21 protein-coding genes are annotated in these 21,433 nt (G+C 69.1%); 13 read left to right on the forward strand and 8 right to left on the reverse strand.

Annotated elements, in window-relative coordinates:
• The first annotated feature begins 45 nt into the window (after positions 1-45).
• Positions 46-2,829 carry an FAD-binding and (Fe-S)-binding domain-containing protein gene (locus AB5I40_RS10100; RefSeq protein ID WP_370938189.1) on the forward strand — a complete coding sequence of 928 codons (2,784 nt, stop codon included), beginning with the start codon at positions 46-48 and terminating at the stop codon, positions 2,827-2,829.
• A 9-nt stretch (positions 2,830-2,838) separates the two neighbouring features.
• Here the strand turns inward: AB5I40_RS10100 and AB5I40_RS10105 are convergent, their stop codons facing one another.
• On the reverse strand, positions 2,839-3,516 hold the full coding sequence (locus AB5I40_RS10105; RefSeq protein WP_370938190.1) for a GntR family transcriptional regulator: 678 nt from the start codon (positions 3,514-3,516) through the stop codon (positions 2,839-2,841).
• 198 nt (positions 3,517-3,714) lie between these two features.
• Here AB5I40_RS10105 and AB5I40_RS10110 point away from each other — a divergent pair, with 198 nt between their 5' ends.
• Positions 3,715-4,590, forward strand: coding sequence for a MaoC family dehydratase N-terminal domain-containing protein (locus AB5I40_RS10110; protein WP_370938191.1), 876 nt, complete (start codon positions 3,715-3,717; stop codon positions 4,588-4,590).
• Between the two features lie 66 nt (positions 4,591-4,656).
• Positions 4,657-5,475: an enoyl-CoA hydratase/isomerase family protein gene (locus AB5I40_RS10115; protein WP_370938192.1), complete on the forward strand. Its 819-nt coding sequence runs from the start codon at positions 4,657-4,659 to the stop codon at positions 5,473-5,475.
• Between the two features lie 33 nt (positions 5,476-5,508).
• On the opposite strand, the gene AB5I40_RS10120 is transcribed toward AB5I40_RS10115, so the two are convergent.
• Positions 5,509-6,273, reverse strand: a complete 765-nt coding sequence (locus AB5I40_RS10120) for a GntR family transcriptional regulator (protein ID WP_370938193.1) — start codon at positions 6,271-6,273, stop codon at positions 5,509-5,511.
• Positions 6,274-6,361: 88 nt separating this feature from the next.
• Here AB5I40_RS10120 and iolC point away from each other — a divergent pair, with 88 nt between their 5' ends.
• From iolC to AB5I40_RS10145, 5 genes are read left to right on the forward strand one after another with little or no spacing between them, the layout of a single operon-like run.
• Complete coding sequence (gene iolC, locus AB5I40_RS10125; RefSeq protein WP_370938194.1) at positions 6,362-7,309, forward strand: 5-dehydro-2-deoxygluconokinase; 948 nt, start codon at positions 6,362-6,364, stop codon at positions 7,307-7,309.
• Positions 7,306-8,172, forward strand: a complete 867-nt coding sequence (locus tag AB5I40_RS10130) for an aldolase (protein ID WP_370938195.1) — start codon at positions 7,306-7,308, stop codon at positions 8,170-8,172. The genes iolC and AB5I40_RS10130 overlap by 4 nt, the downstream gene beginning before the upstream one ends.
• Positions 8,169-8,975 (forward strand): 5-deoxy-glucuronate isomerase, encoded by an 807-nt coding sequence (gene iolB, locus AB5I40_RS10135; protein WP_370938196.1) that lies wholly within the window; start codon positions 8,169-8,171, stop codon positions 8,973-8,975. The genes AB5I40_RS10130 and iolB overlap by 4 nt, the downstream gene beginning before the upstream one ends.
• Positions 8,972-10,831, forward strand: coding sequence for a 3D-(3,5/4)-trihydroxycyclohexane-1,2-dione acylhydrolase (decyclizing) (iolD, locus tag AB5I40_RS10140; protein WP_370938197.1), 1,860 nt, complete (start codon positions 8,972-8,974; stop codon positions 10,829-10,831). The genes iolB and iolD overlap by 4 nt, the downstream gene beginning before the upstream one ends.
• Positions 10,832-10,874: 43 nt before the next feature.
• Entirely contained in the window at positions 10,875-12,218 is a 1,344-nt protein-coding gene (locus tag AB5I40_RS10145) for an MFS transporter (protein ID WP_370938198.1), read from the forward strand.
• Here the strand turns inward: AB5I40_RS10145 and AB5I40_RS10150 are convergent.
• The 5 genes from AB5I40_RS10150 to AB5I40_RS10170 form a co-directional block, all read right to left on the reverse strand.
• Complete coding sequence (locus AB5I40_RS10150; RefSeq protein WP_370938199.1) at positions 12,215-12,391, reverse strand: hypothetical protein; 177 nt, start codon at positions 12,389-12,391, stop codon at positions 12,215-12,217. The genes AB5I40_RS10145 and AB5I40_RS10150 overlap by 4 nt on opposite strands.
• On the reverse strand, positions 12,388-12,492 hold the full coding sequence (locus AB5I40_RS10155; RefSeq protein ID WP_370938200.1) for an SDR family oxidoreductase: 105 nt from the start codon (positions 12,490-12,492) through the stop codon (positions 12,388-12,390). The genes AB5I40_RS10150 and AB5I40_RS10155 overlap by 4 nt, the downstream gene beginning before the upstream one ends.
• Before the next feature lie 106 nt (positions 12,493-12,598).
• A complete protein-coding gene (locus tag AB5I40_RS10160; RefSeq protein ID WP_370938201.1) occupies positions 12,599-13,306 on the reverse strand; it encodes an SDR family NAD(P)-dependent oxidoreductase in 708 nt (235 codons plus the stop codon).
• Positions 13,303-14,181, reverse strand: a complete 879-nt coding sequence (locus AB5I40_RS10165; protein WP_370938202.1) for a dihydrodipicolinate synthase family protein — start codon at positions 14,179-14,181, stop codon at positions 13,303-13,305. Before AB5I40_RS10165 ends, AB5I40_RS10160 begins: the two co-directional genes overlap by 4 nt.
• 4 nt (positions 14,182-14,185) lie before the next feature.
• Positions 14,186-15,352 carry a mandelate racemase/muconate lactonizing enzyme family protein gene (locus tag AB5I40_RS10170; protein ID WP_370938203.1) on the reverse strand — a complete coding sequence of 389 codons (1,167 nt, stop codon included), beginning with the start codon at positions 15,350-15,352 and terminating at the stop codon, positions 14,186-14,188.
• An 89-nt stretch (positions 15,353-15,441) separates the two neighbouring features.
• Between AB5I40_RS10170 and AB5I40_RS10175 the strand changes: the two genes are divergently transcribed.
• On the forward strand, positions 15,442-16,245 hold the full coding sequence (locus tag AB5I40_RS10175) for an IclR family transcriptional regulator (RefSeq protein ID WP_370938204.1): 804 nt from the start codon (positions 15,442-15,444) through the stop codon (positions 16,243-16,245).
• Between the two features lie 77 nt (positions 16,246-16,322).
• The gene (locus AB5I40_RS10180) at positions 16,323-17,624 is read left to right on the forward strand and encodes an MFS transporter (RefSeq protein ID WP_370938205.1); all 1,302 of its coding nucleotides are present in this window, start codon (positions 16,323-16,325) and stop codon (positions 17,622-17,624) included.
• A gap of 3 nt (positions 17,625-17,627) precedes the next feature.
• Here the strand turns inward: AB5I40_RS10180 and AB5I40_RS10185 are convergent, their stop codons facing one another.
• On the reverse strand, positions 17,628-18,785 hold the full coding sequence (locus AB5I40_RS10185) for a DUF418 domain-containing protein (RefSeq protein WP_370938206.1): 1,158 nt from the start codon (positions 18,783-18,785) through the stop codon (positions 17,628-17,630).
• 153 nt (positions 18,786-18,938) lie between these two features.
• Between AB5I40_RS10185 and AB5I40_RS10190 the strand changes: the two genes are divergently transcribed.
• Genes AB5I40_RS10190 through AB5I40_RS10200 form a run of 3 tightly spaced genes read left to right on the forward strand, consistent with a single transcriptional unit; the run spans position 18,939 to position 21,351 of the window.
• Positions 18,939-19,472 (forward strand): hypothetical protein, encoded by a 534-nt coding sequence (locus AB5I40_RS10190; protein ID WP_370938207.1) that lies wholly within the window; start codon positions 18,939-18,941, stop codon positions 19,470-19,472.
• Positions 19,473-19,480: 8 nt separating this feature from the next.
• Positions 19,481-20,152, forward strand: a complete 672-nt coding sequence (cseB, locus tag AB5I40_RS10195; protein WP_370938209.1) for a two-component system response regulator CseB — start codon at positions 19,481-19,483, stop codon at positions 20,150-20,152.
• Between the two features lie 50 nt (positions 20,153-20,202).
• Positions 20,203-21,351 carry a sensor histidine kinase gene (locus AB5I40_RS10200; protein ID WP_370938210.1) on the forward strand — a complete coding sequence of 383 codons (1,149 nt, stop codon included), beginning with the start codon at positions 20,203-20,205 and terminating at the stop codon, positions 21,349-21,351.
• Positions 21,352-21,433 lie beyond the last annotated feature (82 nt).

A 21,433-nucleotide genomic window follows, 5' to 3' on the forward strand; every position in this document is an offset into this window, starting at 1 on the left:
GTACGGATTGACGGCACTGTTTCAAACACCTAAATTCAGACCGGGATGCCCACCGAAACTGACCTGCTCGCCGACCTCCGCGCGAACGTTCGCGGCGAGGTGCACGCCGACGTCCGCCGTCGCGCCGAGTACTCCACGGACGCGTCCAATTACCGTGTCGTGCCGCAGGTCGTCGTGCTGCCGAAAGAAACTGGCGACGTTCTCGCGACCCTCGAGATCGCCCGCCGCCACGGTGTTCCGCTGACCAGTCGCGGCGGGGGCACGTCGGTCGCGGGCAACGCGATCGGGCCGGGCGTGGTGGTCGACTTTTCCCGGCATCTCAACCGCATTGTCGACCTCGACCCGCAAGCGCGGACCGCGGTCGTCCAGCCCGGCGTCGTCCTCGCCGACCTCCAGCGCGCCGCCGCGCCGCACGGGCTGCGCTTCGGTCCCGACCCGTCGACGCACGCGCGCGCGACGCTCGGCGGCATGATCGGCAACAACGCCTGCGGCCCGCACGCGATCGCCTACGGCCGGACTGCGGACAACGTTCGCGAGTTGAGCGTGGTCGACGGCACCGGACGCCAGTTCACCGCAGGCCCCTCCGACGCGGTGCCGGGTCTCGCCGAGCTGATCGACACCCGGCTTAGCTTGCTGCGCACCGAATTCGGCCGGTTCAGCCGTCAGGTCTCCGGCTACTCGCTCGAGCACCTGCTGCCGGAGAACGGCCGCTCGCTCGCCCGCGCGCTGGTCGGCACCGAAGGCACCCTGGCGGTCACGCTGGAGGCGACCGTCGACCTGGTCGACATCTCCCCCGCGCGGCTGCTGGTCGTGCTCGGCTATCCGGACATGGCGACGGCTGGCGACGTAGTGCCCGGGCTGCTGCCGCATCGGCCGCTGGCCGTCGAGGGGCTCGACGCGCGGCTGGTCGACCTCGTGCGCCACCATCGCGGCAACGTGCCCGCGCTCCCGGATGGCGGCGGCTGGCTGATGATCGAGGTCGGCGGCGAGACGGAAGCCGAGGCCCGGCACAATGCCGAGCGGCTCGTCAAAGATTCCCAGGCGCTCGACCACGTCGTGCTGGCCCACGGCGCCGAGGCCGCCGCGATGTGGCGGATCCGCGAGGACGGAGCCGGGCTGGCTGGCCGGACTCCGGCCGGCGAGCAAGCGTGGCCAGGCTGGGAAGACGCCGCCGTCCCGCCCGAACGGCTCGGCGCGTATCTGCGAGATTTCGACGCTCTCCTGGACGAATACGGCCTCGAAGGGCTCCCGTACGGCCACTTCGGCGACGGCTGCGTGCACGTCCGGCTCGGGCTGCCGCTCGAACGCGACGCGTCGGTGTTCCGTGCGTTCATGAGCGCCGCCGCGGACCTGGTCGTCGGTTACGGCGGCTCGTTCTCCGGCGAGCACGGCGACGGCCGGGCGCGCGGCGAACTGCTGCCGAAGATGTACTCGGCCGAGACGATCGAACTGTTCGGCGCGGTCAAGAACCTGTTCGATCCCGGCGACCTCCTCAACCCGGGCGTCGTCGTCCGGCCGCATCCGCTCGACGCCGATCTTCGCCGCCCGCAAGCACATCCGCTCCCGGTCGTCGCGGGCGGGTTCTCCTTCTCGCACGACGGCGGCGACTTCACCCGCGCCGTGCACCGCTGCGTCGGAGTAGGGAAATGCCGCGCCGACAACCGGGCCGTCGGCGGCTTCATGTGTCCGTCCTATCTGGCCACTCGCGACGAGAAGGACAGCACGCGCGGCCGCGCCCGGGTGCTGCAGGAGGTCGCGAACGGCTCGCTGGTGTCCGGCTGGCCGGACGACGCGGTGCACGAATCTCTCGATCTTTGCTTGTCCTGCAAGGCATGCAGCAGCGACTGTCCGGCCGGAGTGGACCTGGCGCAGTACAAATCCGAAGCCCTGCACCGGAAATACCGGCACAAGATCCGCCCCGTTTCGCATTACACGCTGGGCCGGTTGCCGGACTGGATCCGCCTGCTGCACCGAATCCCGGTTCTCGGCCCGTTCGTCGTCAACGCGCTGATGTCGTTGCGCCCAGTCGAGAAAGTCCTGTTAGCACTGTCTGGAGTGGACACACGCCGCCGTGCACCGAGGTTCGCCCGGCGCTCGTTTACCCGGTCCCGGCGCAGGATCCGCGAGCAGGGGCCGGAAGTCGTGCTGTGGGCGGATTCCTTTTCGGACGGTATGGACACCGAGGTCGCCGAGGCGGTCGCAGCCGTGCTCGCCGACGCCGGATATCGCGTGCTCGTCCCGCCGCGCCGGCCGTGCTGCGGGCTCACCTGGATTACCACCGGCCAACTCGACACCGCTCGCCGGAAGCTCCGCGATCTCGTGCACACGCTGCGCCCATACGCGCAGGCCGGGCTCCCGATCGTCGGCGTCGAACCGTCGTGCACCGCCGTCCTGCGGTCCGATTTGCTGGACCTGTTCCCCGACGATCCGGACGCCGCAACGGTCTCCGCCGCGGTCACGACGCTCGCTGAACTCCTTGCCAAGACCGACGGCTGGCAAGCGCCCGACCTGTCCGGCGTCACAGTGGTCGCGCAGCCGCATTGCCACCATCACTCGGTGATGGGCTTCGAGGCCGACCAAGCTCTGCTGGCGACGACCGGAGCGGAACTGCAGACCCTCGCCGGCTGCTGCGGCCTAGCCGGGAACTTCGGCATGGAACGCGGCCACTACGACGTTTCCGTCGCCGTAGCGGAGAACGCACTGCTCCCAGCCTTGCGAGACAACCCCGACGCCGTATTCCTCGCCGACGGCTTCTCCTGCCGCACCCAAGCCGATCAACTGGCCGGAGTACGCGGTGTCCACTTGGCACAGTTGCTGAAGCGACCCTGACGCCCGGAGTCAGCGGTCCCAGAAACCTTGCTTCTCCAGCAAGGAAACCGCACGCTCACCGCCGTCCGAGAAGTGTTTCTCCACAATGGACCGGGCTCGCGCAGCCGACCGGGCGCTGAGTGCGTTCAGGATCTTCCGGTGGTCGTCGTGCGCCTTCTCCGGCCAGTCCTCGTGCGCCTCGTAGAACCCGTGCGTCACCGTTTTCGCCAGGATGCCCAGGATCGACACCAGCCGGCGGGAATCGGCGGCGTAGTTGATCCTGCGGTGGAACTCGAAGTTCAGCCGTTCCTGTTCGCCGCGGTCCACTCCGGACTCCATCCGGTCCGCCAGATCGTGCAATGCCTGCAGACTTTCCGGCGAGAGGTTCTTCGCCGCGCGCTCGGCGGCCAGGCCGGAAACGAGGCCGAACACGCGGTAGTGGTCGCGGATGTCGTCACGTGTCATCCGCGCCACGAACGCGCCTCGGCGGGCGATGTGCTCCACCACGCCCTCGTGGTCGAGCGTGATCAAGGCCTCCCGGATGGGCAGCTTGCTGATGCCGAGTTCGTCCGCCAGCGCCTCTTGGTCGATCTTCGCCCCGGCGCGCAACTGGCCGGAGAAGACCCGTCGCCGGATCTCGTGCGCGGCCAGCGCTTTCAGGTTCGCCGGACCGCTGCGGCGCAGTCCCGCGCCCGTGGTTTCGGGCATCGCCCCGGCCTCCCCTCTGGCGGACGTTCGAGCAGATAAAGTATTACATAAGCCGCCCTGTTCAAGACTCGCCACCGGCCGCCGTTCACCACGGCCATCTGCTGCGGATAGCTGAACGAGCAGCACCGCGAGGCACGGGGTAATTCCTGATAAAGTATTCAGCCGACTGCCTCATCCGAAACCAGATCCGAGGAACCCATGTCCGCACCGGAAGCCTGGGAACCGTACGCCGTCACCAGCGAAGAAGTGCTCGAACCCGGCCCGGTCGCCGCACTGGCGGCGTTGTTCGACAACGGACTCCCCGCCCCAAGCGAAGGCGACGACCTCCCGCCGTTGTGGCATTGGGTCGCGCTCCCGCGCTGGCCGGTGTCGTCCCAACTCGGCCTCGACGGCCATCCGGTCCGCGGCGGTTTGCTGCCCCCGGTCGACCTGCCGCGGCGGATGTTCGCCGGCGGCGAGGTCGTGGTGCACCGCGCACCGAAAGTCGGCGGAACCGTACGACGAAAATCCATTGTGGACTCTGTCACCGAAAAGTCCGGCCGTTCGGGGAAGTTGGTGATCGTCCAGGTGCGCACTGAACTGTCCGGAATGGACGGAACACCGTACGTCGAGGAGCGCCAGGACATGCTTTACCGCGAGGCCGGACCGCCCGCCGCGCCCGCGGTCCCGGAAACCGCTGCCGCGCTCGAACCCGTGGGGTCGCCGTTCCGCCGCACCGACGGGCAGAGCTGGGAGTTCGCCACCGATCCGACACTGCTGATGCGGTTTTCCGCGGCTACCGCGAACGCGCACCGCATCCACTACGACTGGCCGTATGCCACAAGGATCGAGGGATATCCCGGCCTCGTCGTGCACGGGCCGTTGATGTCGCTCGCGCTGGCCGAGGTGCTGCGGCTCGACTCCCCCGCCTCTCGGGTGCGCCGGATCAGCCATCGCAATCAGGCGCCGCTGTTCTGCGGGCAGCCCGCGCAACTGCGCACGAGCCCCGGCGCTCGTTCGGTCACCCTCGATCTGCTCGGCCCCTCCGGACTGAGCACCAGCCTCGCCGTCGAACTGTCCGAAGAACGTACGTGATCTGGCGGCAGCGTCCGGAGCGATGGCATGGTGGCGCAGATGTTCCGGACGACGGAGGGAAGCTGAATGAGCCGCTACGCGCAGTTCGAGAACCTGCGGGTCGACGGGCCGGACGAGGACGGCGTCATCGAACTCGTCCTGGACGCGCCGCACCTCAACGCGGTCAGCGAGGACGCGCACGGCGAGCTCGCCGACATCTGGCGCGAATTCGACCGTGACCCCGAGGTCAAGGCCGTCCTGCTGCGCGGCGAGGGCAAAGGGTTCTCCGCGGGCGGATCATTCGACCTGGTCGAGAAGCTGGCGAACGACTTCGAGGCCCGTTCGCGCACCATGCGCGAGGCCCGCGACCTGGTCTACAACGTCATCGACTGCTCAAAGCCGACCGTCTCCGCGATCCACGGCCCGGCCGTCGGCGCGGGCCTGGTCGCCGGGCTGCTGTCGGACATCTCCGTGGCCGCCGCCAACGCCAAGATCATCGACGGCCACACGCGCCTCGGCGTCGCGGCGGGCGACCACGCGGCGGTGTGCTGGCCGTTGCTCTGTGGGATGGCGAAGGCCAAGTACTACCTGATGACCTGCCGTCCGATGACCGGAGCCGAGGCCGAGCGGATCGGTCTCGTATCGCTGTGCGTCGAGGAAGAGGCCGGGCTGCTGCCGACCGCGCGGGAGATCGCGCACGAACTCGCGAACGGCGCGCCGAACGCGATCCGCTGGACGAAACAGAGCCTCAACCTCTGGTACCGGCAGCTCGCGGGCGCGATCTTCGACTCCTCGCTGGCGCTGGAGTTCTACGGTTTCGCCGGTCCCGAGGTCCGCGAAGGGCTCGCTTCGCATCGCGAGCGGCGGAAGCCGGACTTCACCCGGGTACACGACGAGGAAGACTGACCAAGGAGACGAGGCGGTCCGCAGGGAAATCTTCTACTGCGGCCCGTGCGTCAGCGGCAGATTGAACGAATACCGCGACGCCCGGTAAACATGCCAGCCGTACTCGACCACCCGGCCCGTTTCGTCGTACGTCGTGCGCTGCATCGTCAGCAACGCCGCGCCCGGCGATTCGTCCAGCAGCTCCGCGTCCTCCTCGGTCGCCAGCCGCGCGCCGATGCTCTGCTGCGCCGAATGCAGCCGGATCCCCGTCTGCCGCAGCAGCTGATAGAGGCCGTGGGAGCGCAATTCGTCGTCGCCGACGTCGAGAATCCCGTCCGGGAGGCAGTTGTTCATGATCGCCAGCGGTTCGCCTCCCGTGCAGCGGATCCGCTTCAACCGGCGCACTTGCTTCAGCTCGGGAGCCTCCAGCACAGCGGCGGTCTCGGCATCGGCGGGTTCGACGCGGTTGACCAGCACCTGCGACGACGGCGTCTCGCCCAGCCCGGCGAGGTCGTCGAACAGGCTGCTCAGGCGCAGCGGCCGGGCGACTTTCGTGCGCACCACCTGGGTGCCGACGCCGCGTTTGCGCACCAGCAGACCCTGGTTGACCAGCGACTGAATCGCCTGCCGCACCGTCGGCCTTGACAGCCGCAGCCCCGCCGCGAGGTCGAGTTCGTTGGCGAGCCGGGAGCCCGCGGGGAGGCGGCCGTCGTCGATCGCGGCGTGCAATTGGCGCGCGACCTGGAAGTACAGCGGCTCGGGGCTCGCCGGGTCCACCGCGATCCCGCGGACCGGGTCCCAGGCCGGACTGGTGCTCATCGCCGAAGCCTACCGCGTATGTCCATATGTCTTGACAAAGTCCTCGGCCACGGGGCACGGTCGGAGCACAGCCTGCGAGGAGGACGCGATGACCACGGGGTTCGACCTCGTCACGATGGGCCGGATCGGGGTGGACCTCTACCCGCTGCAGACCGGCGTCGGCTTGGAAGACGTCACCTCGTTCGGCAAATACCTCGGCGGCAGCGCGACCAACGTCGCGGTCGCGGCTGCCCGGTACGGCCGGCGCAGCGCGGTGATCACCAAAACCGGCGACGATCCGTTCGGCCGGTTCCTGCGTCGCGCGCTCGCGGGATACGGCGTGGCCGACCGGTTCGTCGGGACTTCGCCGCAGCTGCCGACGCCGGTGACGTTCTGCGAGGTTTTCCCGCCGGACGATTTCCCGCTCTACTTCTACCGTTTCCCGAAGGCTCCGGACCTCGACATCACGGCCGACGACCTGGATTTCGACGCGATCCGCTCGGCGGAAGTCTTCTGGGCGACGGTGACCGGCCTGTCGCAGGAACCGAGCCGCTCGGCCACGCTCGCCGCACTGGAAGCCCGTGGCCGCAAGGGAATCACCGTGCTCGACCTCGATTACCGGCCGATGTTCTGGGAGTCGCGCGATCAGGCGCGCGAATGGGTCGGCAAGGCGTTGGAACACGCGACGGTCGCGGTCGGCAACCTCGACGAGTGCGATACCGCGGTGGCTGTGCGTGAACCGAGGGAAGCGGCGAAAGCATTGCGGGACAAGGGTATCTCGCTCGCGGTCGTGAAGCAGGGACCAAAGGGCGTGCTCGCGGTGGACGACACCGGCGAGGTGGAGGTGCCGCCGGTGCCGGTGGAAGTGGTCAACGGTCTCGGCGCGGGCGACGCGTTCGGCGGCGCGTTGGTGCACGGGCTGTTGTCCGGCTGGGGCATCGAGCGGATCATGCGGTTCGCGAACGCGGCGGGCGCGCACGTCGCCGGGGAACTCGCGTGCTCGGACGCGATGCCGACGGAAGACCAGGTGCTGCGCAGGCTCGAGGGAGCGGAATGAATACCGTCGAGAGGATCGTCGCCAAACGGGTGCACGATCCGGACGCGATCGCCGAGGCGGCCGCGAACCGGATACGGGCGAAATCGCCGTTCAACGACAAGGGCGCGGCGATGATCATCGCGGCCGATCATCCCGCGCGCGGGGCGAACGCGGTCGGCGCGGATCCGCTGGCGATGGCCGATCGCGGCGAGTTGCTGGAGCGGCTGTGTCTCGCGCTGGAACGCCCGGGCGTCACCGGCGTGCTCGCGACCCCGGACGTGATCGACGACCTGCTGCTGCTCGGCGTGCTCGACGGCAAGACCGTGCTCGGGTCGATGAACCGCACCGGGCTGGCCGGGTCGAGCTTCGAGATCGACGACCGGTTCGCCTGCTACGACGCGGAAACCATCGCCCGGATGCGGTTCGACGGCGGGAAGATGCTCACCCGGATCTGCCTGGACGACCCGGCGACGCCGAGCGTCCTGGAGAACACCGCGAAGGCCATCGACTCGCTCTCCGACCGGAAGCTGCTCGCGATGGTCGAACCGTTCCTGTCCGGATGGATCGACGGGAAAATCAAGAACGATCTCTCCCCCGAGGCAGTCATCCGGTCCATCACGATCGCGTCCGGACTCGGCCGTTCCTCGGCCTACACCTGGCTGAAGCTGCCGGTGGTCGCCGAGATGGAGCGCGTGCTGGCCGCCTCCACGCTGCCCGCCGTGCTGCTCGGCGGCGAAGTGACCGACCCGGACGCGGCGTTCGCGTCCTGGCAGGAGGCGCTGGCGTTGCCGACGGTGCAGGGTTTGGTGGTCGGACGGTCGCTGCTCTATCCGCACGACGGTGACGTGGCCAAGGCAGTCGATACGGCGGTGGGGTTGTTGTGAACCAGTTCAGCCTTGTCATCACGCCCGAATCAGCCGGATGGGGTTACTCCGGCCTGCGCGTGCTGGAACTCGACGGCACCGAGACTTTCACCACCGCCGACGCGGAAACGCTCGTGCTTCCGTTGTCCGGCAGCTGCACGGTGTCGGTCGACGGTGCGAAGTTCGAACTGGCCGGTCGTACCGGCGTATTCGACGCGGTCACCGATTTCGCTTACCTGCCAAGGGATGCCGAAGCCACGGTCACCGGCCAAGGCCGATTCGCGTTACCGTCGGCGAAAACCTCGAAGCGGCTGCCCGCCCGATACGGCCCGGCCTCGGGCGTGCCGACCGAACTGCGCGGCGCGGGAAACTGCAGCCGCCAGGTCAACAACTACTGCCTCCCGCACACCTTCGACGCCGACCAATTGCTCGTCTGCGAAGTCCTTACGCCGGGCGGGAACTGGTCGTCCTACCCGCCGCACAAGCACGACGAGGCACGCGAGGGCGAAAGCGAACTGGAGGAGATCTACTACTTCGAGGTCGCCGGCGGCGGCATGGGCTACCAGCGCGTCTACGGCACTGCCGAGCGCCCGATCGACATTCTGGAAGAGGTCCGCAGCGGCGACGCCGTGCTGATCCCGCACGGCTGGCACGGGCCGTCGATGGCCGCGCCCGGTTACGACCTGTACTACCTGAACGTGATGGCCGGTCCCGGACCCGGACGGGCGTGGCTGATCTGCGACGACCCCGCCCACGCGTGGGTGCGCCAGACCTGGGAATCCCAGGACGTCGACCCGCGGCTGCCGTTCGGAGGCCCGCGATGAGGCTGACTACTGCGCAAGCCCTGGTGCGCTTCCTGGCCAGCCAATACTCCGAGCGCGACGGCGTCGAACACCGGCTGATCCCGGGCTGCTTCGGCATTTTCGGGCACGGCAACGTCGCCGGGCTCGGCCAGGCCCTGCTGCAGGCCGCGCACACCGGCGAGCTCCCCTACTACCTCGCCCGCAACGAGCAGGGCCAAGTGCACGCCGCGACCGCGTTCGCGAAGATGCGCAACCGGCTGCAGACGTTCGCCTGCACCGCGTCCACCGGTCCCGGCTCCACGAACATGATCACCGGAGCCGCGCTGGCCACCACGAACCGGCTACCCGTACTGCTGCTGCCGAGCGACGTTTTCGCGGGCCGGGTTCCGGATCCGGTGCTGCAGCAGCTGGAGGATCCGCGCTACGGCGACGTCTCGGTGAACGACGCCTTCCGCCCGGTCTCGAAGTACTTCGACCGGCTCACCCGGCCCGAACAACTGATCCCAGCCGCTCTCGCCGCGATGCGCGTGCTGACCGATCCGGTGGAAACCGGTGCCGTCACGCTCGCGCTGCCGCAAGACGTGCAGGCCGAAGCCTACGATTGGCCCGAGGACTTCTTCCGCCGCCGCGTCTGGCACGTCGACCGTCCGGTGCCTGTTCCGGAAGCCTTGGCCCGTGCCGCAGAGCTGCTGCGTTCGGCGAAGGCACCGCTGATGGTCGCGGGTGGCGGCGTCGTGTACTCCGAGGCTTGGCCAGAACTGCGGGCCTTCGCCTCCGCTACCGGAATCCCCGTCGCCGACACTCACGCGGGCAAGGGCGCGGTTCCGTGGGACCACCCGTGCGCGGTCGGCGGTCTCGGCTCCACCGGCACTTCCGCCGCGAACGCCCTCGCCGCGGAAGCCGACGTCGTACTGGGAATCGGCACCCGGTACAGCGATTTCACCACCGCTTCGCACACCGTCTTCGGCAACCCGGACGTGCGGTTCGTGAACCTGAACGTCGCCCGGTTCGACGCCGCGAAGCACTCCGCCGAGATGGTGGTCGCCGACGCCCGGCGCGGCCTGGAAGCCTTGACGACCGCGCTGTCCGGCTGGCAGGTCTCCGACGCCTACCGCGCGCGGACCCGGCAACTTGCCGACGAATGGAACCGCACCGCCGACGCCTGCTTCGACCTCGGGCACGCTCCCCTGCCCGCGCAAACGGAGATCCTCGGTGCGCTGAACCGCTCGCTCGACGACAGCGACGTCGTGATCAACGCCGCCGGTTCCATGCCCGGCGACCTGCAAATGCTGTGGCGGGCGAGAGATCCCAAGGCGTACCACGTGGAATACGCGTACTCCTGCATGGGATACGAGATCGCCGCGGGCGTCGGGGTGAAGCTGGCCGCGCCGGACCGCGAGGTCGTGGCGCTGGTCGGCGACGGCTCGTATCTGATGATGGCGCAGGAACTCGTCACGCTGATCGCCGAACGGCTCAAGGTGATCATCGTGCTGGTGCAGAATCATGGGTTCGCGTCGATCGGGTCGCTGTCGGAATCGCTGGGCTCACAACGGTTTGGCACCTCCTACCGGTATCGCGCCGAGAACGGCTTGCTGGAGGGCGACGTCCTTCCGGTCGACCTCGCGGCCAATGCGGCGAGCCTCGGTGCGACTGTGCTGCGTGCGTCCACTGTGGACGATTTCCGGGCGGCGTTGAAGCAGGCCAAGGCGAATTCGGTGACGACAGTGGTGCACGTGGAGACGGATCCGCTCGCGCCCAACCCGCCGGGCTCGGCGTGGTGGGAGGTACCGGTGAGCGACGTGTCCGATTTAGCCTCCACACAAGCGGCGTACGTGACTTACGCCGAAGAGAAGCGGAACCAACGGCACTACCTCTGACGCTTCGGCCCACACCGAACGATTCCCGGGTCACCCTTGTCTCGTGACCGCAACAAACTCCGCACGCAAGCAACGACTGGCACTGATCGCGCTCTGCCTGCCGTTCTTCATCGTCCAGCTCGACGCGACCGTGGTGAACGTCGCCGTCGAAGCGATCCGGCGCGACCTCGGCGGCGGCCTGGGCGGTGAGCAATGGGTGATCGCGAGCTACACCATCGCGCTGGCCGCCGGCATGCTCACCGCGGGCTCGCTCGGCGACCGCTACGGTTCGCGGCGGGTGTGCGTGCTGGGGACCGTCGTGTTCGGGGTCGGGTCCGCGCTGTGTTCGCTGGCGCCGACCATTTCGGTGCTGATCGTCGCGCGCACGCTGCAGGGCGTCGGTGCGGCCGCGTTGTTGCCGTGCTCGCTCGCGCTGATCGTCCGGCAGTTCCCGGAACCGCGAGCGCGGGCGCACGCGCTCGGCCTGTGGGGCGGCATCGCGGCCATCGGACTCGCGACCGGCCCGGTGGCGGGCGGCGTGCTCATCGCGCTGGTCGACTGGCGCGCGATCTTCTGGGTCAACATCCCGGTCGCCGCGCTCGCCATCGCGCTGACCTGCCGTTATGTCGTCGAATCGCCGCAGCGGAACCGTCGCCTCGATCCGTACGGGCTCGTCCTCGGCACCGTCGCCCTGTCCGCGCTCGCAGGCGGGCTGATCCAGGTCGGCCGGTCCGGTTGGGCGGTGCCGCTAATCGTCCTCGGCTTGCTTACCGGACTCGCGTTCCTCCTGGTCGAGCGCCGCCGACGCGATCCGATGCTGCCGTTGGCGATTTTCTCGTCCCGCCCGTTCTCCGCCGCGAGCACCGCCGGGCTGCTCTTCAACTTCTGCCTCTACGGCACCCTGCTCTGCCTGTCGCTGTTCCTCCAAGGCCCGCTCCACCAGACCGCCTACGCGACCGGCATGCTGACGCTCCCGCTCACCATCGCGATCGGCATCGGAGCCACCGCCAGCGGGCGGCTCACCGCGCGCTTCGGCCCTCGCGTCCCGATGCTGACCGGCTTCAGCCTCGCCGGTCTCGGCGCGATCCTGCTGGTGGCGGCCGATTCCGTGCCAATGGCGGTGACGGGCGGCGTGGTGCTGTGCTGCTGCTCGATCGCGATGCCCGCGATGACGTCGGTCGCGATGTCGACACCGCCCGAGGAGCACACCGGGCTGGCCAGCGGAGTCCTGAACACCGCCCGGCAGACCGGAGGCGCGCTCGGAACCGCGGTGCTCGGCACGCTGCTCACCGCGGGTTCGACGATGTCGATGAGCGTCCCGATGACCGTCGTCGCCCTCGGTTATGCGGCGGCGGTCGGCTGCACCCTGCTGGCGACCCGGCGACGGGAACTGGTCGCCGCCCGCTAGCCCGGCAGAAACCGCGCCCGCAGATCCGGCCGCAGGAACGCCGCGGGGGACGCGACCGACAACCCGCCATCCACCGGCAACACCACTCCCGTCACAAACAACGCCAGGAACTCGACCACGTCCGCCACCTCGCGAGGAGTCCCGGTGCGGCCCAGCGGATAGCCCTCGGTCACCCCGGGCAGGCGGTCGCGCCGATCATCCCCGGGGCGACCGCATTCACCCGGACACCACGCGGACCATACTCAAGCGCCAGCTGCCGCGCCAAACCGTTCACTGACGATGTCGATGAGCGTCCCGATGACCGTCGTCGCGCTCGGCTACGCGGCGGCCGTCGGCTGCACCCTGCTGGCGACCCGGCGACGGGAACTGGTCGCCGCCCGCTAATCCGGCAGAAACCGCGCCCGCAGATCCGGCCGCAGGAACGCCGCGGGGGACGCGACCGACAACCCGCCATCCACCGGCAACACCACTCCCGTCACAAACGACGCCCGGCCGGACGCCAGGAACTCGACCACGTCCGCCACCTCACGAGGAGTCCCGGTGCGGCCCAACGGATAACCCTCGGCCACTCCCGGCAGGCCAGTCGCGCCGATCATCCCCGGCGCGACCGCATTCACCCGGATACCGCGCGGGCCGTACTCAAGCGCCAACTGCCGCACCAAACCGTCCACTCCGGACTTCGCTGCCGCATAACCCGGCAGTCCGGGCGCGGCCAGGAATCCGTTCACCGAAGTCACCGCGACGATCGACCCGCCCGGCGGCATTACCCGCAGCGCCGCGCGGGCCGGGTAGAACGCCGCGTCCAGAGTGTTGGAGATCGCGGAATGCCACTGGGCGTCAGTGGTGTCGGCGGCCGCTGCGACTGGCTGCGCGGCGGCGGCCAAGACCAGGACATCCACGGTCCCGGCGTGCTGGACAATCGCGTCCGAACCGTCCGAAGTGGACGCATCGGCGACCACGAAATCCGCGTACGCCGGATGGTTCGCCGCCGCCAAGCCCGCGCCGATCACGCGGTCCCCGGCGAACGCTTCGGCGATGGCGATCCCGATCTCCGACCCGCCGCCGATGACGACGACCGACCGGCTCACCACGCCAGCTCGTCGAGGATCTCGTTCAACGCCTTCCCGGTCACGGCATCCAACGGCCGGGCGGGCAGCCGCACGGTCGCCGAAGCGATGATCCCCCGCCGCACCAGGATTTCCTTGTGCACGGCCCACGCTTGCCCCGGCCGCACGCCCAGGTGGATCAGCGGGAGCAGCCGCGCGAACCCGGCGCGTGCGTCGGATCGGCGTCCGGCAGCGAGATCGTCCAGGACCACTCGCAACACGTCGGTGAACTCGCAAGCGGGCATGGTCCCGACGGCACCGTTGTCGTACTCCTCGATCAGCGCCTGCGCGTTCTGCCCGCCCAGCACGGCGATCCCGAAATCGCGCACCGCGGCGACCTTGACCGGCGTCGGCGGCGACTCGACCTTGATCGACGTGATGCCCTCGACCCCGGCCAGCGCGGCCACCGCCGCCGGATCGATCGACACTCCGGTGACGCCGGGAGCGTCCTGGATCATCACCGGCAGGTCGGCCCGCGCGGCGACCTCGGAGAAGAACTCCACGACCTGACCCGGGCCGGGCTTCACCAGGAACGGCGGCAGGACCATGATCTGGTCGGCCCCGCCGTCCGCGGCGAGTTGCGCCTGTTCCAGCGCCGGAGCGATCCCAGTCCCGTTCACTCCCGCGACGACCGGCACCCCCGGACCGGTCACCGCGCGTACCTCGCGCAGAATCAATTCGCGCTCCGAAGTGGACAGAGCGAAACCCTCGCTGGCCATGCCGAAGACGGCGACCCCGTCAGCGCCCGCGGACAGCTCGAATTCGACCAGCGAACGCAGCGACGGCACATCGAGCGATCCGTCCGGAGCGAACGGGGTGGCCAGGATGGGAATGAGCCCGATCGGCGGGTTCGACACAGCTTCAGTTCTCCTTCGCAAGCGTAGCAACCAAATCAGCATCGACGTCGATGCCCAGCCCCGGCCCGTCCGGCACCGCGAAGCCGGTCGGGCCCGCGGTCAACGGGGTGCGCAGGATGCTTTGCGCCACCGGAATCGTGTCGGGCTGGTACTCGAAGTACGGGGTATCCGCACTCGCCGCGGACACGTGGATCCCGGCCGCCAGCGAGACACCGAGGCCGACAGAATGGTGACAGACAACAGGAACGTGATAAGCCGAAGCAAGTTCCACAATGGACATTGCCTCGGTGATGCCAGTGCGCGCGACGTCCGGTTGAGCCAGCCGCAGCGCGCGGCGGCCTAGCCAGTCGGCGAATTCGTAGCGGTTGCGCATCGCCTCGCCGACCGCGACCGGCGTCGTGATGCGCGAGGCCAGTTCGCGGTGCCCGTCGACGTCCTCGGGCACCAGCGGCGCTTCGAAGAACAACGCACCTCGACGGTCCAGTTCGCGACCCAGCTCGACGGCCTCGCCGATCCGGTACGCCCAGTGCGCGTCGAGCGCGATCTTCATCTCCGGCGCGGACGCGGCGACCGCGTCGAAGGTCGCCAAGTCAGCTTCGATTCCCTTGCCAGCAGCCAACTTTACCCGAGTGGCACCCTGGCTGGCCCAGTCCGCGGCGAGGGCGGCGCGCTCCTCGTCGGTGGAGCGGGCGAGGCCGGAGATATACACCTCGACGTGGTCCCGGTGGGCGCCTCCGAGCAACTGCGCGACCGACTGCCCGGTCAGCTTGCCGTAGAGATCCCACAGCGCGATGTCGACGGCGGCGAGGGCATCGGCCTGATGTCCGACGAGGTGGCCGCGTTCCCGCATCAGGTCGCGCAGTCCGTGCCAGAGCGGGCGCGGTCCGGTCAGCTCACGGCCGCGCAGCCAACCAGCCAGGAGCCGGTCGACGACCGTCGCGACAACCTCCGGGCCGACGGGAGCGAGCGCCTCGCCCCATCCGGTCGTGCCGTCGTCCGCGGTGATCTTCACCAGCATCGTCTCGAACCGGCCGGAGTAGAGGCTGCGCCACGGCTCGCGCACCACGTAACCCTGGTCCGCGCCCAGTTCGCTGCCGTCCTCCAGCGCACCGAGATACGCCCGTCGACCAGCGGGTTTGAGCACGTAGGTCGTGACGTCGGCAATGCGCATGCAGCCCTCCAACACCAGGATTCAGGAAGTCGGCTCCAACTTTTGCATGCCACTTGCGAAATATGCAACTGCTACCCATACTCAGGACCATGGTTTCCGAGACCGGTGGCAATCAAAGCGTCGAGCGAGCCTCGGCGGTGCTTCGCGCCTTCACCCCCGGCCGCCCCGCACTGCGCGTGTCCGATGTGGCCGCGGAGGTCGGGCTGGGCGTGTCCACCACCTCGCGACTGCTCGCGACGCTCGAAGCGGCCGAGCTGGTGCAGCGCGATCCGGTGAGCCAGCTGTACGAGCTGGGCCCGGCAGTGCTGACCATGGCGGGCATCGCGCTCAACAACAATCCGATCTACCGGCAGGCCCGCCCGGTCGCCCAGCGGCTGGCCTGGGAACTCGGGCTGGGCGCGAACGTCGCGGTGCGGCGCGGCTCGTCGCTGTTCTACCTGCTGAACGTCGAAGGCCAGCTGGCCCAGAAGTCGTTTTCTCTGATGGGGCAGCTCAATCCGTTGCACGCCACCGGCATGGGCAAAAGCCTGCTGCTCGACACCACCGCCGAGCAGCGAGCCGAACTGCTCGGCGCCGAACCGCTGCCCGGGTTCACTTCGCACACCCACACCACCCTCGACGCCCTCGGTGCCGACCTGACCGCGTCCGCCGGGCGCGGCTACACGACCGAGATCGAGGAACTAGCGCTGGGCCGGGCCTGCATCGCCGCCCCGGTGCGCGACCACACCGGCGAGATCGCCGCCGCGATTTCGCTGTCCGGCGCGCTTTCCGCCATCGCACTGGACGAACGCGAGGCCGAACTCGGCGCGCTCGTCGTCGAAGCGGCCGACACGGTCAGCATCGGGCTCGGCTACCTCGGCCCGGCCCACACTCCCTCCCCCGTCCGTCCGTGAAGGGCTCCTTGAGGGAATCTGATTCCCTCAAGGAGCCCTTCACGGACGGTCCCCGCCGACAGACAACGAGGTCCGTCATGTCCGAACAGACTCTGGGAACTTCGGCTCCGGCAACGGTTTCGCCGCGCAAGGTCGTGTTCGCCGCCGGTGCCGGCCACTTCGTGGAGTGGTTCGACGTCGGCCTCTACGGCACGCTGTCGGCCTTCATCGCCGACAACTTCTTCGCCGACGGCGACGCCACCGCGGCATTGCTGTCGACGTTCGCGGTGTTCGCCGCCGGGTTCGTGATCCGGCCGCTGGGCGGGCTGTTCTTCGGCCCGCTCGCCGACCGCATCGGCAGGCAGCGGGTGCTCGCGATCGTCGTGCTCGCCACCTCGCTGTCGACGTTCGCCATCGGCGTGCTGCCGACGCACCAGGCGGTCGGCACGCTAGCGCCGCTGCTGCTCGTGCTCGCCCGGCTGGTGCAAGGCTTCGCCGCGGGCGGCGAGACGTCCAGCGCGGTCACCGTCCTCTACGAATTCGCGCCGCCGAACCGTCGCGGCTACTACACGAGTTTCTCCAACACTTTTGGTTTCGCCGCCTTCGTCGTCGGCTCCGGGCTCGCGCTGCTGCTCACCGCGACGCTCGGCGACGCGACGATGTCCGCGTGGGGCTGGCGGTTGCCGTTCCTGCTGGCCCTTCCGCTCGGCCTGGCCGGGCTGTACCTGCGGACGCGGCTCACCGACACCCCGGAGTTCCACGATCTCGAACGCACCGGCCAGGTCGCCGAAAGCCCGCTGCGCGACTCCTTCCGCACCGGCGGCCGAGCGATGCTGGTGCTCGCCGGACTGGTCGTGGTCAAGGGCGTCGCACATTGGACGCTGCAGACGTTCATGCCCAGCTATCTGCAGAAAACGCTGCATTTCTCGAAAATCGAATCATTCGTCGCGGCCACCGTGTGTCTCGCCGTCGTGGCCGCGGCGGTCCCGGTCGCCGGTGCGCTGTCCGACCGGATCGGACGCAAGCCGCTGCTCATCGCGAGCACTGCCGGGTTCGTCGTGCTCACCTGGCCCGCGCTGGTGCTGATGTCGCTGGGAAATCCGGTGCTCGCCGTTGTCGGAATGGTGGTGCTGGGGCTGCTGATCGCCGCTTACGACGGTGCCGCGAGTGCGGCGATGGCCGAACTGTTCCCGCCGCGCATCCGTTCCGGCGCTATCGCGATTCCGTACAACATCGCGGTTTCGCTCTTCGGCGGCACCGCGCCGTACATCGCGACCTGGCTCGTCGCCGCGACCGGATACAAGCTCTCCCCGGCCTTCTACATCATGCTGGCCGCCGTGATCACGCTCGTGACGGTGCTGCGCGGGATCCGCGAAACCGCCGGACCCCGCGCCCGCTGAGTCTCAGGGCACGAGCAGGGTCGCCCGGTGCACCAGCCATTCCAGCGGACCGCGCCGCCGCCAATGCCGCCACGCCACTGACGCCGCCAGCATCACCGCGACCACCATCGCGAGAAACACGAAGGAATACGGCTTCGACGCCAGCTTCAACACCGCGAAATGTGCCGCATACCAGGTAAAAGCCATGCCGCCGGCGGCAGCGAGCGGCCACAGCGCACGACGGCCGAGCGGCCGGTCCAAGGCGATCAGCAGTCCGCCGAGCAGCACCATCGCGACGCCGATCATGAGCACGATGCCTAGCGGGCTCGTGGCGTACAGCGATCCGTCCGGCGGCATCGCCAGCAGCACCTGCCACGGCATCCCGGGCGGCGGGGTCGTCGCGATCGCCTCGGCTCCGCCCAGCGGATAGGTGGCGATCCACGAAGCAAGGATCGACGCGGCGGCGAGCACGAAACCGGTGCACAGCAACCGAATCCGGACCTGGTGCGCGCGAAGGTCGAGGCGGCCGATCGCCATTCCCGCCAACGCCAAAGGCAGGCCGTACGCGATCTGGAAACCGCCGCCGAACAGCACCATTCCCTTGAAGAACTCGCCCCATTGTTCGGGATGCCCGAAGATCGCGAGCCCGCTCGCCGTTTCGGACCCGGACATCATCCAGTCGGAATGCGCGTTGAACACCCAGAACGCGTATAGCGTCATCGCGGGCACGGCGATTCCGGAGAGAATGAACAACGTCCGTGCGCGCAGCCGGGTCAGCGGCAGCAGAAGGAGCAGGAGCACCGCGTAGTACTCGATCACCGACATGCCGTACTCGTCGATCGCCAGGCTGAGCAGGAACAACACCACCGCCCGGACCGCGAGCCTGCCGCGGGCGCGCCACTTCTCGTTCCCCTCGTACGGGGTCGAGCCGCCGGTCATCAGCGCCGCGGACAGCCCGAAGAGCAGCACGAACAGGCTCATCGCCCGAGACGACGTCTGCACGTTCAGCCACGTCAAGATCCCCGGGGCCTGGTCGGGCGGGCCGCCGTGCAACCAGCCGCTGGCGAAGAAATGCTCGATGAACACCCCGACGATCGCCAGCGCGCGGACCGCGTCCACGCCCAGCAAGCGTCCCTTCGGCACCCGGGTTTCCGCCGGGTCCCGCACCGTTTCCGTCCTCATCGGACTCCTCCCTGGTCGATTCCCCGCCAAGGTAGGAACGGCGGATTACCGGCCGCCGGGAATCGCGTTGCGGCGGCCCGGAGGAAACCCATCGGTTTTGTAACAGCGCTCCCCGAGCAGCGCGCGGACGGCAAAATGGCTACTGTGCGAAGCATGCGGAGGACAGCGGTCGCGGCGTTTGCGGTGCTGTCGCTCACTGCTTGCTCCGATGTGGACGGTGTGCGCGTCGCCGGGCCAGCTCCATCGGCGGCGGCAGCCCCGGCCCCGGCGAACAACCCGCGCGGCCCGACTGTGGACGCGGTCGCTCTGCTGCGCGCGGATCCGACGGTCAGCGCCAGGACGAAGGCGGCGTTGCGACCGTGTCCGTACGGTCCGAGCGCCGGGTCGTATCCCGTCAGCACCGCCTATCACGAGCTGACCGGCGAGGTCGACGTCGTGGTCAACGTCTATCCGTGCGGCGCGGTCGGCGCCCCGGGCACCGGCAGCAGCGGCGCGACCGGCGTGCCGGTCAGCGCGTATCTCGGCGGCTACGTCTACACCATCGGCGGGAAACAGCTGTTCAGGCTGGAGAACGCCGGGGCCATGCTGACCGTGCTCGACGGGCAGCTGGCCACGATGTCGGCGACCGGCCCGAACAACGGGGTGGCCCGCTACCGCTGGACCGGCACCGGTTTCTCGCCGGAGTGAGAGGGGACATGACGCAGGTACTTCTCGTCGAGGACGACGACGTGATCCGGGAAGCGACGCAGCTCGCCCTCGAACGCGCCGGATTCCGGGTCGCGACGGCCGCGGACGGGCTCGCCGGGCTCGACCAGTTCCGCGCGCAGCCGCCGGACGTGGCGTTGCTCGACGTGATGCTCCCCGGGCTCAACGGCGTCAGCCTGTGCCGACGGATCCGCGAGGAAAGCCGGACGCCGGTGCTGATGGTCTCCGCGCGCGACGATTCGGTCGACGTCGTGCTCGGCCTCGAAGCCGGTGCCGACGACTACGTCACCAAACCGTTCGACACCGCCGTGCTGATCGCGCGGATCCAAGCGGTGCTGAGGCGAAGCGGCTGGTCCGGGCCCGAGGAGGACGCGTTCGTCCGCTTCGGCGATCTCGAAATCGACCGCGCCGGGCTGGACGTGCGCCGGGCCGGTCAGCCGGTGGACCTGACCCCCACCGAACTGCGGCTGCTGCTGCGTTTCGCCGAGTCGCCCGGCATCGTGCTCAGCCGGGACACGCTGCTGGCCAGCGTCTGGGATTACGCGTGGGGCGGCGATACGCGAGTGGTCGACGTCCACGTGCAACGGCTGCGCGTGAAGATCGGCCAGGAACGGCTGCAGACCGTGCGGGGCTTCGGATACAAGCTCCGCGCCGAGCCGTGAAACTCTTCCCGGCCACGCTCCGGTGGCGGCTTACCGCGGCGGTGACTCTAGTGTCGGCCGCCGTCGCGTTGACGCTGAGTTTGCTGGTGCACCAGCAATTCGCGCGCACGCAAGCCGAGCAGGCGCGTCATGCGCAGGACGAATGGATCCAGCTGCTTCTGCGCAACCCCGGTGTCGACGGCCAATTCGACGATCCGACACTGCCCGCTCCCCTGCGCGACGCCGTCCGCGGGGGCAACCGAGCGACCTATTTGGACGGACCGGTTCTCTGGGCAGCGGCCGAAACCGGCGGGCACGTGGTCTCGGTGCGGACCAGTTATGCGTCGCAAAAACAGGCACTGGCCACTTTGGACCGGGAATTGCTGGCGGGTTCCGCTGTCGTGACCGTCGCCGGGGCACTGCTGGGCGTCGTGCTCGGCGCCGGGATGGCACGTCGACTCCGGCGGGCCGCCGATGCCGCCCGGGACGTCGCGAACGGCGCTCCGGCCAGGGTGCGCGACGCGATCGGCCCACGTCCGCGCGACGAAGCGGCCGATCTTGCGCAGGCAGTCGACGCGATGGCGGACGCGTTGCAAATGCGGTTGGCTGCGGAACAACGGGTCACCGCGGACATCGCCCACGAACTGCGGACCCCAGTGACCGGCCTGGTGACCGCTGCCGAATTGCTGCCGCCCGGACGCCCGGCCGAACTGGTCCGCGACCGGGTGGCCGCGCTGCGGTCGCTGGTGGAGGACGTACTGGAGGTGGCCCGCTTGGACACCGCCGCCGAACGAGCGGACCTGGCGGAAATCGACCTGGCGGAGTTCGTACGGCGCCGGGTGCCGGACGCGGTCGCTCCTCACGCGGTCCAGGTACGGACGGATCCCCGGCGGCTCGAGCGAATCCTGGCGAATCTGCTGTCGAACGCGGCCAAGCACGGGTCCGCGCCGGTGACGGTGCAGGTCCATGGCCGGTGCGTTGTGGTCAGCGACCGGGGCCCGGGGTATCCGGATGTCCTGCTCCGCGAAGGACCCGCACGGTTCCGGACCGGCACGGACGCCCGCAGCGGCGGGCACGGCTTGGGGTTGACGATCGCGGTCGCGCAAGCGCGGGTGCTGGGTGCGGAACTGGAGTTCGGGAACCTGCCCGACGGCGGCGCGCAGGCGGTGCTGCGATTGCCAGAACTGGCGGTCCGTGAAGGACCCCTCGAAGGAATCTGATTCCCTCAAGGAGCCCTTCACGGACGGACCGCAGCGGGCCGTGAGGGGAACCCTGAGGAACTCTGATTCCGTGAGGGGAACC

Origin of the sequence: Amycolatopsis sp. cg13, assembly GCF_041346965.1 — a bacterium.
Taxonomy (GTDB): domain Bacteria; phylum Actinomycetota; class Actinomycetes; order Mycobacteriales; family Pseudonocardiaceae; genus Amycolatopsis.

Excerpts from the sequence above, each read along its gene's own strand:
- AB5I40_RS10190 (WP_370938207.1), top strand. The coding sequence starts at position 18,939 with ATGCGGAGGACAGCGGTCGCGGCGTTTGCGGTGCTGTCGCTCACTGCT.
- AB5I40_RS10100 (WP_370938189.1), top strand. The coding sequence starts at position 46 with ATGCCCACCGAAACTGACCTGCTCGCCGACCTCCGCGCGAACGTTCGC.
- AB5I40_RS10180 (WP_370938205.1), top strand. The coding sequence starts at position 16,323 with ATGTCCGAACAGACTCTGGGAACTTCGGCTCCGGCAACGGTTTCGCCG.
- AB5I40_RS10130 (WP_370938195.1), top strand. The coding sequence starts at position 7,306 with ATGAATACCGTCGAGAGGATCGTCGCCAAACGGGTGCACGATCCGGAC.
- AB5I40_RS10185 (WP_370938206.1), bottom strand. The coding sequence starts at position 18,785 with ATGAGGACGGAAACGGTGCGGGACCCGGCGGAAACCCGGGTGCCGAAG.
- AB5I40_RS10115 (WP_370938192.1), top strand. The coding sequence starts at position 4,657 with ATGAGCCGCTACGCGCAGTTCGAGAACCTGCGGGTCGACGGGCCGGAC.
- iolC (WP_370938194.1), top strand. The coding sequence starts at position 6,362 with ATGACCACGGGGTTCGACCTCGTCACGATGGGCCGGATCGGGGTGGAC.
- AB5I40_RS10105 (WP_370938190.1), bottom strand. The coding sequence starts at position 3,516 with ATGCCCGAAACCACGGGCGCGGGACTGCGCCGCAGCGGTCCGGCGAAC.
- iolD (WP_370938197.1), top strand. The coding sequence starts at position 8,972 with ATGAGGCTGACTACTGCGCAAGCCCTGGTGCGCTTCCTGGCCAGCCAA.
- AB5I40_RS10175 (WP_370938204.1), top strand. The coding sequence starts at position 15,442 with ATGGTTTCCGAGACCGGTGGCAATCAAAGCGTCGAGCGAGCCTCGGCG.
- AB5I40_RS10120 (WP_370938193.1), bottom strand. The coding sequence starts at position 6,273 with ATGAGCACCAGTCCGGCCTGGGACCCGGTCCGCGGGATCGCGGTGGAC.
- cseB (WP_370938209.1), top strand. The coding sequence starts at position 19,481 with ATGACGCAGGTACTTCTCGTCGAGGACGACGACGTGATCCGGGAAGCG.
- AB5I40_RS10110 (WP_370938191.1), top strand. The coding sequence starts at position 3,715 with ATGTCCGCACCGGAAGCCTGGGAACCGTACGCCGTCACCAGCGAAGAA.
- AB5I40_RS10170 (WP_370938203.1), bottom strand. The coding sequence starts at position 15,352 with ATGCGCATTGCCGACGTCACGACCTACGTGCTCAAACCCGCTGGTCGA.